At 72.3% G+C, this 14,137-nt stretch carries 11 protein-coding genes and 1 pseudogene; 7 read left to right on the top strand and 5 right to left on the bottom strand.

Translation table 11 applies throughout. From position 1 onward, the window contains the following. Positions 1–66: 66 nt before the first annotated feature. The gene (locus tag OG611_RS24390) at positions 67–2,289 is read right to left on the bottom strand and encodes an NADP-dependent isocitrate dehydrogenase (protein ID WP_266423832.1); all 2,223 of its coding nucleotides are present in this window, start codon (positions 2,287–2,289) and stop codon (positions 67–69) included. Positions 2,290–2,523: 234 nt separating this feature from the next. On the opposite strand from OG611_RS24390, the gene OG611_RS24385 reads away from it, so the two are divergent. The 4 genes from OG611_RS24385 (at position 2,524) to OG611_RS24365 (ending at position 6,327) form a co-directional block, all read left to right on the top strand. Continuing rightward, complete coding sequence (locus OG611_RS24385; protein WP_266423829.1) at positions 2,524–3,453, top strand: LLM class F420-dependent oxidoreductase; 930 nt, start codon at positions 2,524–2,526, stop codon at positions 3,451–3,453. Between the two features lie 813 nt (positions 3,454–4,266). Next, entirely contained in the window at positions 4,267–5,259 is a 993-nt protein-coding gene (gene dhaK, locus OG611_RS24375; protein ID WP_266423826.1) for a dihydroxyacetone kinase subunit DhaK, read from the top strand. Positions 5,260–5,305: 46 nt separating this feature from the next. Next, positions 5,306–5,920 carry a dihydroxyacetone kinase subunit DhaL gene (dhaL, locus tag OG611_RS24370; RefSeq protein WP_266423825.1) on the top strand — a complete coding sequence of 205 codons (615 nt, stop codon included), beginning with the start codon at positions 5,306–5,308 and terminating at the stop codon, positions 5,918–5,920. After that, on the top strand, positions 5,917–6,327 hold the full coding sequence (locus OG611_RS24365) for a PTS-dependent dihydroxyacetone kinase phosphotransferase subunit DhaM (RefSeq protein WP_266423822.1): 411 nt from the start codon (positions 5,917–5,919) through the stop codon (positions 6,325–6,327). Before dhaL ends, OG611_RS24365 begins: the two co-directional genes overlap by 4 nt. A gap of 257 nt (positions 6,328–6,584) precedes the next feature. Here the strand turns inward: OG611_RS24365 and OG611_RS24360 are convergent. Beyond that, positions 6,585–9,931: pseudogene (locus tag OG611_RS24360) on the bottom strand (phosphodiester glycosidase family protein). A gap of 424 nt (positions 9,932–10,355) precedes the next feature. Between OG611_RS24360 and OG611_RS24355 the strand changes: the two are divergent. Further along, positions 10,356–10,832, top strand: a complete 477-nt coding sequence (locus OG611_RS24355; RefSeq protein ID WP_266426188.1) for an NUDIX domain-containing protein — start codon at positions 10,356–10,358, stop codon at positions 10,830–10,832. Between the two features lie 39 nt (positions 10,833–10,871). Here OG611_RS24355 and OG611_RS24350 read toward each other — a convergent pair whose 3' ends face one another. Beyond that, entirely contained in the window at positions 10,872–11,816 is a 945-nt protein-coding gene (locus tag OG611_RS24350) for a M56 family metallopeptidase (RefSeq protein WP_266423820.1), read from the bottom strand. Continuing rightward, on the bottom strand, positions 11,813–12,145 hold the full coding sequence (locus tag OG611_RS24345; protein WP_266426185.1) for a BlaI/MecI/CopY family transcriptional regulator: 333 nt from the start codon (positions 12,143–12,145) through the stop codon (positions 11,813–11,815). The genes OG611_RS24350 and OG611_RS24345 overlap by 4 nt, the downstream gene beginning before the upstream one ends. Before the next feature lie 255 nt (positions 12,146–12,400). Between OG611_RS24345 and OG611_RS24340 the strand changes: the two genes are divergently transcribed. Further along, positions 12,401–13,069: a DedA family protein gene (locus tag OG611_RS24340; protein WP_266423818.1), complete on the top strand. Its 669-nt coding sequence runs from the start codon at positions 12,401–12,403 to the stop codon at positions 13,067–13,069. Beyond that, positions 13,069–13,671: a phosphatase PAP2 family protein gene (locus tag OG611_RS24335; RefSeq protein WP_266423815.1), complete on the top strand. Its 603-nt coding sequence runs from the start codon at positions 13,069–13,071 to the stop codon at positions 13,669–13,671. The genes OG611_RS24340 and OG611_RS24335 overlap by 1 nt, the downstream gene beginning before the upstream one ends. Positions 13,672–13,748: 77 nt before the next feature. Here the strand turns inward: OG611_RS24335 and OG611_RS24330 are convergent, their stop codons facing one another. Next, positions 13,749–14,072 carry a DUF6191 domain-containing protein gene (locus tag OG611_RS24330; RefSeq protein WP_266423813.1) on the bottom strand — a complete coding sequence of 108 codons (324 nt, stop codon included), beginning with the start codon at positions 14,070–14,072 and terminating at the stop codon, positions 13,749–13,751. Between the last annotated feature and the right edge of the window lie 65 nt (positions 14,073–14,137).

Here is a 14,137-nt window from a genome sequence, read left to right as displayed (position 1 = left end):
GGGATGGGGGCGACCGGACGCGCCCCTTCTCCGCGGGTGTTTCGTCAGACCGTCTCAGGCGTCTCGTCAGCCGATGGCGGCGATGGCCTGGACGAACGTCTCCGACGGACGCATGACGGCCGAGGCCTTGGCCGGGTCGGGCTGGTAGTAGCCACCGATGTCGACCGGCGAGCCCTGCACCGCGATCAGCTCGTCGACGATGGTCTGCTCCTGCTCGCCCAGCGTCTTCGCGAGCGCGGCGAACGCCTGCGCGAGCTGTGCGTCGTCGGTCTGCTGCGCCAGCTCCTGGGCCCAGTAGAGCGCCAGGTAGAAGTGGCTGCCGCGGTTGTCGATCCCGCCCAGCTTGCGGCTCGGCGACTTGTCCTCGTTGAGGAAGGTGCCGGTCGCGCGGTCGAGGGTGTCGGCGAGGATCTGGGCGCGCGCGTTGCCCGTGGTGGCCGCCAGGTGCTCGAAGCTGGCCGCGAGCGCGAAGAACTCGCCCAGGCTGTCCCAGCGCAGGTAGTTCTCCTTGACGAGCTGCTGCACGTGCTTGGGCGCGGAGCCGCCGGCGCCCGTCTCGAACAGACCGCCGCCGTTCATGAGCGGGACGACGGAGAGCATCTTCGCGCTCGTGCCCAGCTCCAGGATCGGGAACAGGTCGGTCAGGTAGTCACGCAGCACGTTGCCGGTGACCGAGATGGTGTCCTCGCCGCGGCGGATGCGCTCCAGCGAGAACGCGGTGGCCTTCACCGGCGACATGATCTCGATCTGCAGACCGTCGGTGTCGTGGTCGGCGAGGTACGTCTTGACCTTGGCGATCAGCTGCGCGTCGTGGGCGCGGTCCTCGTCGAGCCAGAACACGGCCGGGACGCCGGTGGCGCGGGCGCGGGTGACGGCGAGCTTGACCCAGTCCTGGATCGGCAGGTCCTTGGCCTGGCACATGCGGAAGATGTCGCCGGCGCCCACGGCCTGCTCCAGCACGACGTCGCCGCTGCCGTCGAGGACCCGCACCGTGCCGGTGGCGGGGATCTCGAAGGTCTTGTCGTGGCTGCCGTACTCCTCGGCCTTCTGGGCCATCAGACCGACGTTCGGCACCGAGCCCATCGTCGACGGGTCGAAGGCGCCGTTGGCGCGGCAGTCGTCGATGACGACCTGGTAGACACCCGCGTAGCTGCTGTCCGGCAGCACGGCGAGGGTGTCGGCCTCCTCGCCGTCCGGGCCCCACATGTGACCGGAGGTGCGGATCATGGCCGGCATGGAGGCGTCGACGATGACATCGCTCGGTACGTGCAGGTTGGTGATGCCCTTGTCCGAGTCGACCATGGCCAGCGCGGGGCCCTCGGCCAGCTCGGCCTCGAAGGACGCCTTGATCTCGGCGCCCACGTGCGGCACCGAGTCCAGACCCTTGAGGATGGCGCCGAGGCCGTCGTTCGGGGACAGACCGGCCGCGACGAGCACCTCACCGTACTTGGCGAAGGTGTTCGGGAAGAAGGCGCGGACCACGTGGCCGAAGATGATCGGGTCGGAGACCTTCATCATGGTGGCCTTGAGGTGGACGGAGAACAGCACGCCCTCGGCCTTGGCGCGGGCGACCTGCGCGGTGAAGAACTCGCGCAGCGCCGCGACGCGCATGACCGCCACGTCGACGACCTCGCCCGCGAGCACCGGCACCGACTCGCGCAGCACGGTGGTGCTGCCGTCGTCACCGGCGAGCTCGATGCGCAGCGAACCGGCCTCGGCGATGACCGTGGACTTCTCGGTGGAGCGGAAGTCGTCGACGCCCATGGTGGCGACGTTCGTCTTCGAGTCGGCGGACCACTTGCCCATGCGGTGCGGGTGCGCCTTGGCGTAGTTCTTGACCGAGGCGGGGGCACGGCGGTCGGAGTTGCCCTCGCGCAGCACGGGGTTCACCGCGCTGCCCTTGACCTTGTCGTAGCGCGCGCGGACGTCCTTGTCCTCGTCGGTCTGCGGGTCGTCCGGGTAGTCCGGGAGCGCGTAGCCCTGCGCCTGGAGCTCGGCGATGGCCGCCTTCAGCTGCGGGATCGAGGCCGAGATGTTCGGCAGCTTGATGATGTTGGCCTCGGGCCGCTTGGCCAGCTCACCGAGCTCGGCGAGCGCGTCGTCGATGCGCTGGCCCTCCTCCAGACGCTCGGGGAAGCCGGCGATGATGCGTCCGGCCAGCGAGATGTCACGGCTCTCGACATTGACCCCGGCCGTCGAGGCGTACGCCTGGACAACCGGCAAGAACGAATACGTCGCCAGGGCCGGGGCCTCGTCGGTGTGTGTATAGATGATGGTCGAGTCAGTCACCCTGTGCTCCGCTCCACGTCTGCAACATTGCTTGACATCAAGATATCTCGTGATCGCCCCGGCCTCGACAGGGCCCTGCTCTCATCGACGGCGAAGCGTGTCACCCCGGTCGCGCGGCGTACACCCGCCCCGGATCGTGATCGCACCCGACGACACCCCCGGCAGTAAGCCCGGCGGGCAACAGGCAAGTGTCATACGGTGGTTGCCCCACTGTCCGCCAGAAGGAGTGCGCACATGCCGGTCTCGCTGGGTCTCGGTCTTCCGCAGATGAAGCAGTACGACATCGGCCGCGATGTGGCCGCCGTGGCACGCGCGGCGGAGGAGGTCGGCTACGAGAGCCTGTGGGTCTTCGAGCGGATCATCTTTCCCGAGCCCGCCACGCAGGGGCTGTACGGCGTTCCGGGGCTGCCCTGGCCCGAGCAGTACCGCAGTGTCGCCGACCCGCTGATCACGCTCGCGCTGGCCGCCGGGGCCACGAGCCGGGCCAGGCTCGGCACCAGCGTCCTGGTCGCGCCGCTGCACGTACCGTTCCAGCTGGCCCGTTCGCTCGCCTCGCTCGATGTCGCGAGCGGCGGCCGGGTGATCGCGGGCATCGGCACGGGCTGGTCCCTGGACGAGTACGCGGCCGCCTCGGTCGCCCCCTTCGAGAAGCGTGGTGCGGTCCTGGACGAGCTGCTGGACGTGTGCGCGGCGGTCTGGGGCCCGGATCCGGTCGCGTACGAGGGCGAGCTGACCACCATCGCCCCGTCCGAGGTCGGCCCGAAGCCGGTGCGCCCCATCCCGGTCTATCTGCCGGCGAACAGCCCCCGGGCCACCCGCCGGCTGGTCGACCGGGCGGACGGCTGGATGCCCGTGGCCATGGGCGCCGCCCAGCTGACCGAGCAGTGGAAGCGGGTCCAGGACCTGGCTGCCGAGCGCGGCCGGGAGCGTCCGGTCGGCGTCTGCGCCCGTGCCAACGCCAGGTACAGCGCCGAACCGGTCGGTGGTGCGGACCGCGCCCCCTTCCACGGCGATGTGGCCCAGATCGTCGAGGACCTGGTGGCCCATGCCGCGACGGGCGTTCCGGAGATCCTGCTGGATCTCCAGGGCACGACACGCGACGCCTCGGAGCTGATCGACGTGGCGGCCGAGGTGTACGGGGCGGCGCGGGCGGCGGGCGTCTGACAGCACGGCGACGGAACGGGTACGGGGCGACGGGCCGCGCGGAGCGGCGGCGGAGGCCGCGCGTCATCCGCGTCGGGCCGCGCCCCGGCGGCGGGCCGGGGCGGGCGTACCGCCAGGCATACCGCGGGCGCACACGGTGCACTATGGTCCGCGATGCGACGAGGACTGATGCACGGCACAGCTCGGGCGCTCTCCACGGGGGCTGCGGTCACGCCATCCTGGTGGGGCGTCCACACGGTGCTGTCGGGGACCGCGTACACCCGCCCCGCGCCCTGCCGATCGCGGACGCGGCACGCCCCGCGGACGAAGAAGCGAAGCCGCAGCCCTACTTCACGTACCGCCACGAGAAGTCCCCGGAGCCGAGCGAGTCCGCGCCCGGCAGCAGGGGCGGCAAGGACGACACGGTCCGCAGGCCGTCGGGCGGGGCCGTGAACGTGAAGGGCTACACCGTCGACGGGGGCCGCGTCGTCTTCGGCATCAAGCGGTCCTCGGCGGACCCTGGTCTCGGCGACCCCCGAATCGGGCCGGCAGATGCAGGTGTGGAAGACCCCGCAGTGGATCCGGGTGACCTTCACCCGGGACGACCGCGAGATCTCGGTCTTCTGCACCTGGTACCAGCACGCACCGCTCGTCGAGATCGAAGAGCGGTAGAGCCTCCCCCGGCCCCGGCGCTGCCCGGCCGCACATTCGTTCAGCCTCCTCCGGCACAACGTGATACGCCATCAGTAGAGTCGGCAGCGACCAGGCGAATCCAGCCCGGCCCGTGTGCACCCTGCTCGCTGCCGGACCTTCCCACCTCGCTAGGAGATACCGTTGAGGATGCTGATCAACGTCCCCGAAACCGTTGTCGCGGACGCACTGCGCGGTATGGCCGCCGCCCACCCCGAGCTGACCGTGGATGTCGAGAACCGGGTCGTCGTACGACGCGACGCCCCCGTGGCCGGGAAGGTGGCGCTGGTCTCCGGCGGCGGTTCCGGGCACGAGCCGTTGCATGCGGGGTTCGTCGGGCCCGGGATGCTGTCCGCGGCCTGTCCCGGAGAGGTGTTCACCTCGCCCGTGCCGGATCAGATGGTGCGGGCCGCCGCCGCGGTCGACAGCGGGGCGGGGGTGCTGTTCGTCGTCAAGAACTACACGGGTGACGTGCTGAACTTCGAGATGGCCGCGGAGCTCGCCGAGGACGAGGGCGTACAGGTCACCCAGGTACTGGTCAATGACGACGTGGCGGTGACCGACAGTCTCTTCACGGCGGGGCGCCGGGGTACGGGCGCCACCCTGTTCATCGAGAAGATCGCCGGGGCGGCGGCCGACGAGGGTGCGCCGCTGGAGCGGGTGGCGGCCGTCGCCCGGCAGGTGAACGAGGCGTCGCGGAGTTTCGGGGTGGCGCTCGGCGCCGTCACCACGCCGGCCAAGGGCTCCCCCACGTTCGATCTGCCGCCAGGTGAGCTGGAGCTCGGCATCGGCATTCACGGCGAGCCGGGGCGGGAGCGGCGGCCGATGATGACCTCACGGGAGATCGCGGACTTCGCGGTGGACGCGGTGCTGGACGACCTGCGGCCGACCGGACCGGTGATCGTGCTGGTCAACGGGATGGGCGCGACGCCTCTGCTGGAGCTGTACGGGTTCAATGCCGAGGTCCAGCGGGTGCTGTCCGAGCGGGGCGTCGTGGCAGCTCGTACGCTCGTGGGGAACTATGTGACCTCGCTCGACATGGCGGGCTGTTCGGTGACGCTCTGCCAGGTGGACGAGGAGCTGCTGCGGCTCTGGGACGCGCCGGTGGAGACGCCTGCGCTGCGCTGGGGCCGTTGATCCGCCGGTACCGCACCCCGTCCTGCTGGAGCGACAAGGAGATCATGTGCTCGACGCCGAATTCTTCCACCGTTGGATGGCCGCGGCCGCGGCTCTGGTGAGCCGTGAGGCGGACCACCTCACCGACCTCGACTCCGCGATCGGGGACGCCGATCACGGCAGCAATATGCAGCGCGGGTTCGCTGCGGTGACCTCGGTCCTGGACAAGGCGCCGCCGCAGACCCCGGGGGCCGTACTGATGCTGGCCGGCAGACAGTTGATCTCGACGGTCGGCGGTGCTTCGGGCCCGTTGTACGGGACGCTGCTGCGGCGTACGGGAAAGGCCCTGGGCGACGCCCCCACCGTGACACCGCAGCAGTTGGCGGAGGCGCTCGGGGTGGGCGTCGCGGCCGTGGCGCAGCTCGGTGGGGCGCAGGCCGGGGACAAGACGATGCTCGATGCACTGCTGCCGGCCGCCGAGGCGCTCGGCACGTCGTTCGCGGCGGCCCGGGACGCGGCCGAGGCGGGGGCGCTGGCGACGGTGCCGATGCAGGCCCGCAAGGGCAGGGCTAGCTACCTGGGTGAGCGCAGCATCGGTCATCAGGATCCCGGGGCGACGTCCTCGGCCCTGCTGATCGCCGCGCTGGCCGATACCCGGGCGGCGGACGGGAGCGACGCATGAGTGACGGGAAGCAGGTCGGGATCGTGCTGGTCTCGCACAGCGGCCCGGTGGCCGAGTCGGTCGCCGAGCTGGCCAGGGGCCTTGCCGCGGGTGGCGCCACGGCTCCGGTGGCCGCCGCCGGCGGCACCCCGGCGGGTGGTCTCGGGACGAGTGCGGAGCTGATCGCCGAGGCCGCCAGGTCGGTGGACTGCGGCGCGGGCGTCGCGCTGCTGGTCGATCTGGGGAGCGCGGTGCTCACGGTCAAGTCGATGCTGGCCGAGGGCGACGAGCTGCCGGACGGCTCCCGGCTGGTGGACGCGCCGTTCGTGGAGGGCGCCGTGGCGGCCGTGGTCACGGCGTCGGCGGGCGGCGACATCGCGGCGGTGGCGGCTGCGGCTTCGGAGGCGTACGGGTACCGCAAGCTCTAGGTGTACTGATCACGAGCGTCGTCCGCCCGGAGGGCGGGTCTCGCGGGGTCCGGCGCGTGCGATCGCAAGGCGCCGGGGTGCCCTCGTAGCGGAGCCACCAGGCATTTCGGCAACGCGGCGAGCGTGCGTGCCAGACCCCGCGAGACAGACGGGACTTCTCAAACACGCCCTGGGGTCGGCGGGGCCGCCCCGCACCGTGTCGTGGTGCGGGGCGGCCTCCTGTCAGGCGGGGGCGGGGCGGACCGGCCTTCGGTCCGTCAGGCCGCCGGCGCGGACCCGGCTGCCGCGATCCTGATCTGCGCCTTCTGCGTCGTGCCGTTGACCGTCACGGCGAGCGTGATCGTCCCCGGCCGCAGCGCGGTGAGGGTGCCGGTCGACGGGTCGAGTACCGCCGTGTGGCGGTGACGGGCGCCGCTCCGGTCGCCGATGTGGACGTTCGGGGAGCCGGTCCAGTCCGCGGCCAGCGGGAAGCCGACCGGGACGCTCCGGGTCCCCTGGGTGACGGTCGCGGTGACCTTCGTACGGCTTCCGGTGCCGAGCACCGCGGGCGCGTCGATCCTCAGCGCGTCCACGTGCGCGCGGGTCTGTACGGAGACCCAGTCCGGCCCGCCCTGCCACGGCTGTTGCCGCGCGGCGGCCTGTGCTCCGTGGCTGACGCGGTCGGCGCCGACCAGCGACCAGCCGGTGAAACCGCCGTCGTCCGCGGGCCCGGCCGGTGCCTTGCCGGAGTTCCCGTTGATGAGGTACGGCACGCCGTCGACGTGCGAGGCGTGGAAGACCCCCACGTGGCTGCCGATGAAGGCCGCGCCCTTGCCCGTCGTACGGCGGAAGTCGGCGAGCCACTGTTCGACCAGGGCCGCCTCCTTGCGGTCCCCGAGTTGGCTGCCCTTCTGCGCGGTCGGATCGCGCGGCGGCACGTGCTCGATCAGCATGAGCGAATCGACGTCACGGTCCTTCGCCGCCGCGTCCAGCTGGGCGCGGAGCTGCTCGATCTGAGCGAAGCCCCCGCCGCGCAGGCTGAGGCTGGATGTGTCGAGCGTGACGAAGCGGGTGCCCTTGTGGTCGAACGTCCGCTGGGCGGGCCCGAATTCGGTGACCTGGGCGGGCCCGAATTCGGTGACGAAGTTGTCGATGCGGCCGCCCATCACCTCGTGGTTGCCCGGTACGTAGTACCAGGGCAGCGAGTCGCCGAGTTCCTCGGTGAGGATACGGCGGGCGAAAGCCAGGTCCGCGGGCGATCCTTCGTCGACCAGGTCCCCGTTGACGACCAGGAAGTCCGGGGCCGCCGCCTTGATCTCGCGCAGGGTCCGCCGTGCCTGGGCGACGATCGCGCTGTCCGGGTCGCGGGCGACGAACTGGGCGTCGGACATCACCGCGAACTGCCAGTCCCTGCGCCCGGTCACGGCCGCCGGGTCGATCAGCGGGTCGGCGGGAGCGGCCTGTTCGGGCAGGTCGACGCTGGGTGGCACCTGGGCGGTGAGGTCGTCGATCACGATCTCACCCGTGTACTGCTTGGCCGCCCCGGTCTCCGCGAGGTAGAAGCGGGAGACGGAGAGCGGCATGGCGGCTCCCGGCGGCACGGCGAAGGTGACCTGCCGCCAGCCGTTCCAGGTGATGTACGGTCCGCGCAGCAGTTGGTCGGAGCCCGCCGCGTCCTTGAGGTGCAGGGTCGGCCAGGCGCCCTGGCCGTCGCCCTTGATCCACAGCTTGAACGACTGGGGCTGGCCGGGCACGGCGACCGGCTGGGGCGGGGCGGCGTAGGCGGCACGGGTCGCGGTGGACAGGGTGAAGTCGTAGCCGAGCTTCAGTCCGGTGCCGTTGTGACCGTCGGGTGTGGCCGCCAGCGATCCGTCCGCGCGGGCCTGGCTGAACTTCCAGGACCCGGCGTCGTCGAAGGAGGAGACGGCCTGTTCGGTGAGGCCGACGCTGACGGCGAGGACGGTGGTGGTGCCCGCGACGGTCACCTTGATCTGTCCGGCGCCCGAGCCGGTGCGCGAGGCAACGGTGAAGGAGCCCTGTCCGTCGTCACGGATGTCGAAGAGGGCGCGGTCGTACTCGAGCGCGATGTCGCGCGGCTCGACGGGGGCGCTGGTGCCGTGGGCGTCGAGGCCGACGACGCCGAAGGTGCCGGTGGCCCCGGCGTCGGCGAGGCCCACCCGCCGGGTGGTGGGCTGGATCCGGGCCAGCTCGTCGAGGACGGTCAGGGAGGTGCTGCCGTGCGCCGGCCCGCGTTCGGCCCGTACGTCTCGTCGTACCCGGTCGCGGTGAGGCGCCGGGTGAGGCCGGGGAAGACCCGGTCGGGGTGGCCGCCCTTGACGGGGTCGACGCCCGGGGCGAAGCCGGCGGGGGTACGGGGCTGGACCCAGTAGCCCTTCAGTCGTCCGCTGCCGTCGGGGGCGGTGAGGGCGAGGCCGTTGGGGACGGTGCGTTCGCTGCCGTCGGAGGGGCTGTTCTCCACCTGGAGCGCGTCGCTGCCGGGTGCGCGGGCGACGAGGGTCGACGATCCGCCGCCGTCCAGGTTGAGTGCGCTGTACGAGCCGGCGCGCCGCATCATCAGGGCGAGTTCGGTGAGGGTGACGCCGCCGCTGTCGGCCTGCCGCCCGTCGACGGTGAGGATCTGCATGGTCCGGCCGTCCTTGGAGAAGCCGACGGCGGTGCGGGGTGCGGCGGTGTTGTTGCCCTCGCCGTCGTGGTTCTGCGCGACTCCGTCGACGACGAGGAGTTCGCGGCCGCCGACGGCGGTGCGCGGCACGGCCCCGCCGTCGGTGCGTGCCCGGTAGGTCAGGGACACCGGGTCGCCGGGCTCCAGGGCGTCGAGTGCGCCGGCTCCGGCTTCGCGGCCGACCAGGACGGTGGTGCCGTCGGGGACGGCCCCCGATCCGGGTGTGTGCGAGACGGAGACGACCTTGCCGCCCCGTACGACCGCTTCGGCGACCGGGGTCGCGTTGTCAACGGTCAGGGCACGGTCGGCGGTTCCCCAGGCCGAGGTGTACGCGCCGACTCCGCCGGCCGGCACATTGGCGGCGTTGTACGCGACGAGCGGCCGCTGCCCGGCGGGCAGGGTGAGTGTCCCCTCGAAGTACAGGTTCAGGATGCGGCCCGCGCTGTCGGGACCGATGCCGACGGCCCGGTCGATCCCGGGGGCGGGCGACTGGACGGTGGCCCCGTCCTTGATGCCGATCCCCTCGGGCGCGCCGGTCTGGTTGATGTCGAAGAAATCGGCGTTGATCGCGGCGACGGTGCGACGGCCGCGGCCCGCGTCGTGTCCGGCGGCCAGTTCGGAGACGGTGTGCCGCTCGGAGACCTTGCCGGAGGAGAGGTAGTCGGCGCGTACGCCGCTGCCGGTGAGGTCGACGGAGAGGTTGTCGACCCGCAGCCACTTGTCGGACTCGAGCCGGTCGTACGAACTGAGGCGGACCCCCGGGGCGATCGGGCGGGACGTACGCGCGGTCTCGATGCCGTCGCCGTCCGCGACCGATCGGAGCGCCCCTGCCGCGTTGCTCGCGGGTGGCGGAGCGACCGGTCTGAGGATCTCGGCGGGGGTGCGGGGGCGTGGGTCGGGGTTCGAATCGGCGAGTGCGGGGGAGATCGCGCCGATGGTCATGGCGGACACCGTCACGAGCAGCACGAGCGGGCGCGCGACCGTCCCGTGTCCTCGCGCCGCCCTCCCGCGCGGTCCGGTTGTCCTGCCGACTATGCCAAGGCCCACAAGTCCTCCTGGAATCCCGATGGTTGCGCGGCCCGGTCCGGGCAAAGGCGCTGTCGGCGGACAGCATGGCGGCGCGCGCAACCGCGCACCAGGGGGCATCGGGAACCTCGCGGCGAACAGGACGCGTCGGCTCGATGACGGCAGTGATCGCCGGGAAAGGGGTGTCGTCCGCGGCGGTGTGCCCCGGCCGGGACGCAGACTTGACGGCATGCCAACCCAGAAGCGCGTCAGGCGCAGTGCGGGCCTTCTCCTGTTCCGCCGGCCGAACGGGGCCGTGGACGAGGCGACCATGGACGATACGGTCGTGGACGAAGCGACCATGGACGTCACGGCCGTGGACGACGGCGCCCGGTTCGAAGTGCTCATCGGGCACATGGGCGGCCCGTTCTGGGCGGGCCGCGAGAGCGCGGCCTGGTCGATCCCCAAGGGGGAGTACGGCCCCGAGGAGGAACCCGAGGCCGCCGCCCGCAGGGAGTTCGAGGAGGAGTTCGGACGTCCGGCGCCGGACGGTGAGTGGGTGGCGCTGGGTGCGGCACGTCAGTCCGGCGGCAAGACGGTGACGGTGTGGGCGCTGGAGGCGGATCTCGATGCCGCGACGGCGGTCCCCGGGACGTTCACCATGGAGTGGCCGAGGGGGTCGGGCGTGCTGCGGGAGTTCCCGGAGGTCGACCGGTTCGCCTGGTGCACGCCCCGGGACGCGGCGGAGCGGCTCGTCACGGGACAGCGGGTCTTCCTCGACCGGCTGCGGGAGCACCTGGCGGACGGACGGGTGACGCCCGATCAGGGTGGTTGTTGACCGGGCCGTTCGACAACCGGACGGACGGGAGCGGACGGATCAGTGGTGCGCGCTCTCGCCCTGTGCCGCCTCGATGCTGCTGTGCAGGTCGCTCGTCGCGTCGAGCGCGGCGGCTCCGGAGACGACCAGGCAGGCCAGCAGCGCCGCCGCCGCGGCACGGCCGACGCGGGGCCGTGTCGTATTCCGGCCGAGCAGCGCGGCGACGCGGCGCGGTACGGGCCCGGCCGCTGCGGCAAGCGCCACCCGTGGACGGGGCTGCGGAGCGTCTTCGGCGGCGCGGGCGGCGAGGGCGGCCCGGCCGATGGCGCGGGCGGCGACCCGTCGGTCCCCGACGGCGGAGGCGGCCGCCTCGTCGGCGCAGCGCTCCAGGGCGTAGCCCATCGGGGCGCGCAGGGAACGCAGCGCGGGGTGGCAGAGCCCGGCGGCCTCGGCTGCGGCGATGAAGAGGTGGTGGCGGCCCGCGAGATGGGCGCGTTCGTGTGCCAGCAGGGCATCGCGTTCGGCGGGGTCGAGTGCGCGCAGCATTCCCGTGGTGACGACGATCCGGCCGGGAGTCCCGGGGCGGCCCGGCAGTGCGTAGGCGTCGGGGCGGCTGTCGCGCAGGACGGCCAGCTCACCGGCGGTGCGCCCGTCGAACCGTCCGGCCCGGCACAGCTCGGCCCAGTGGCGGCGTGCGGCGCGGGCGACGGCGGCGGCGCAGCCCACGAGGAGAGCCAGTGCGGCGACCGCCAGGGACACGGTGACGGCCGGGGCGGAGTCGGAGAGCGGTCTGACGAGTTCGCCCACGGCGGAGACCGCGGAGAACCGGGTCGCGCCGGGCACCACGAGCAGGACCAGGGCGAGGACGCTGCACACGGCGAGGCCGACGCCCGTCGCGGCGAGCAGCCGTACGGCACGCACCGGCGACAGCGCGTCCGCCAGACGGCGGGCCGCGGGCACCGCCAGGAACGGCATCAGCAGCGGAACCCACACTGCGTAGATCATGGGGCTTCTCCGTCGAGCAGGTCCCGGAGCAGCTGCTCGTCCTCGTCGGTGAGCTGTGAGACGAACCGGGCCAGGACGGTGCTGCGGTCCTCCTGCTTCCGCAGCTCGCTGTGCATCCGGCGGGCGGTCAGGCCGGGCGCGTCCTCGGTGGGGGTGTAGGCGAATCCGCGACCGGCCCTGGTGCGGGCGACCGTGCCCTTCTCGTACAGGCGCGACAGGATCGTCGCGACGGTGGTGCGGGCGAGTTCCGCACCGATCGCGCTCTGGACCTGACCGGGGGTGAGCGGGGCTCCGGCTGCCCACAGCGCCGCCAGGATCGTGGACTCCAGCTCGCCGGCGGGTCGGCGTTCCGATGCGGCGGGAGGCGGTGACGGATGCTGCGGGGCGACTTCCGGCGCCGGTCCGGAAGCCGGTTCGCCGTGCGGGCGGGGGCGGGGTTCTCCGCTCGATATCCCCTTCACCTGGGACATGGGAACTCTCCTCCCCCTTCGGGCGTCTACAGTGATGTAGACCGTCTACATCACTGTAGTCAGTCCGGGCGTTCCGTCGGTCCGCCCGCTCACCATTATGGGAGACCCTCCACCGTGTCCGTATTCTCACTGGCGTCCGCACCACAGGCGGTGAACCTGCTGGACGCGGGGTCACTGCTCGGAGCGTTCGGTGCGCTCGGCATCGCCGTCGTGCTCTTCGCCGAGACGGGACTGCTCGTCGGCTTCTTCCTGCCCGGCGATTCCCTCCTGTTCACGGCGGGCCTTCTCTGCGTGTCCGGCGCCCACGGTCCGGTGCGGCTGTCGTTGCCGCAGGTCCTGATCGCCGCCGTGGCCGGTGCGCTGCTGGGCGCCCAGGCGGGCTACTGGATCGGCCGACGGGGCGGCCGGGCCCTGCTCGCCCGCAGTCGCGCCAAACGGCTGCACGAGGGCGCCGCCCGCGCCGAGGAGCTCCTCGGCAGATACGGCCACGCGCGGGCGATCGTGCTGGCCCGCTTCGTACCCGTCGTACGCACGGTGCTCAACCCGCTGGCCGGGGCACTCAACGTCCCGGCCCGGCTGTTCACCCTGTGGCAGGCCGTCGGCGGCGTGATCTGGACCGTCGGGCTGGTCCTGGCGGGCTACGCACTGGGGTCCTCGGTGCCGAACGTCGACCGTTATCTGCTGCCGATCGTCGCCCTCGTGGTCGTGGTCTCCCTCATCCCGCTCGCCGCCGAACTGCTCCGCTCCCGGGGCCGGCGCACCGCCGAAGGGGAAAACAGCTGATGCCGCTCGCCTCCACCGCCACCTCGATCGACGGTGGACTGTACACCTGGATCACCGAGCTGGCCCAGCGCTCCCCCACCGCCCTGGATTCCGTCATCCGTATCTGGTCGGACTACGGGCTCGCCCTGTTCGCCCTGCTGATGCTCGCCTCCTGGTGGCGCTCCCGCTCCACCGATCCCGCTCGCACCGCGATGGCGCTCTGCACCCCGCTCGTCGTGGTGGCCGCGTATCTCGCCAACGACCTGGTGAAATCGGTCTTCCACGAGCAGCGGCCGTGCCAGACCCTCCATGTCGTGACGGTGGAGGCATGCCCGGCACTGGGCGACTGGTCCTTCCCCAGCAACCACGCCGCCATCGCGGCGGCCGCGGCGACGGCGATCTGGCTGACCGACCGCCGGCTCGGCGCCATCGCGGTGCCCGCCGCCGTGCTGATGGCCGCGTCCCGGGTGTGGATCGGTGTGCACTACCCGCACGATGTGCTGATCGGGCTGGTGACCGGCACGCTCGTCGCCTGGCTGCTGACGTTCGCGGCACGGCGCTGCGCCCCGGCGGTGATCCGGCTGCGCGACACCCCGCTGCGCCCCCTGGTCGCGACACGGTGACCCGAGGGCTCGGGCGACCGGGCCCACCGCTCGCGGCCTCGCCGCGAGGCCGCGAGCGGTGCACAAGGGACGGAGCCCTACCGGGTGGCGCTGCCGGGCAGGCGGATGACGGCCCGGCCGCCGTCGAGGTCGACGGTGGAGCGGTGGGTCGGCGCGCCGTCCTCCTCGTCGTCGCGCATCAGCAGGGCGCTCTGGCGCTCCTTGAGCTCGCTCTGCTTGCCGGGCGAGAAGCTCGCGTGCAGCTGCTCGAACCCCGTCGCCGACACCTGCCCCTGCCGCGCGCTGTTGCGCCAGGGCAGCAGACCGACCCGCCCCGCGCGCAGCATCAGCTGATCGAGAAAGGCGACCACGGTCAGCCCGATCACCAGTCCGGGCAATGTCATCAGCGCGACGAATTCCATCCGCCCAGTCTCTCCTCGGGCGGCACGGTACGCATCGGTCGCGGGTATGACGATGCGGGCCGTCG

Source organism: Streptomyces sp. NBC_01363, from assembly GCF_026340595.1.
Classification (GTDB): Bacteria; Actinomycetota; Actinomycetes; order Streptomycetales; family Streptomycetaceae; genus Streptomyces.
This window is presented reverse-complemented; position numbering and strand designations above follow the sequence as displayed.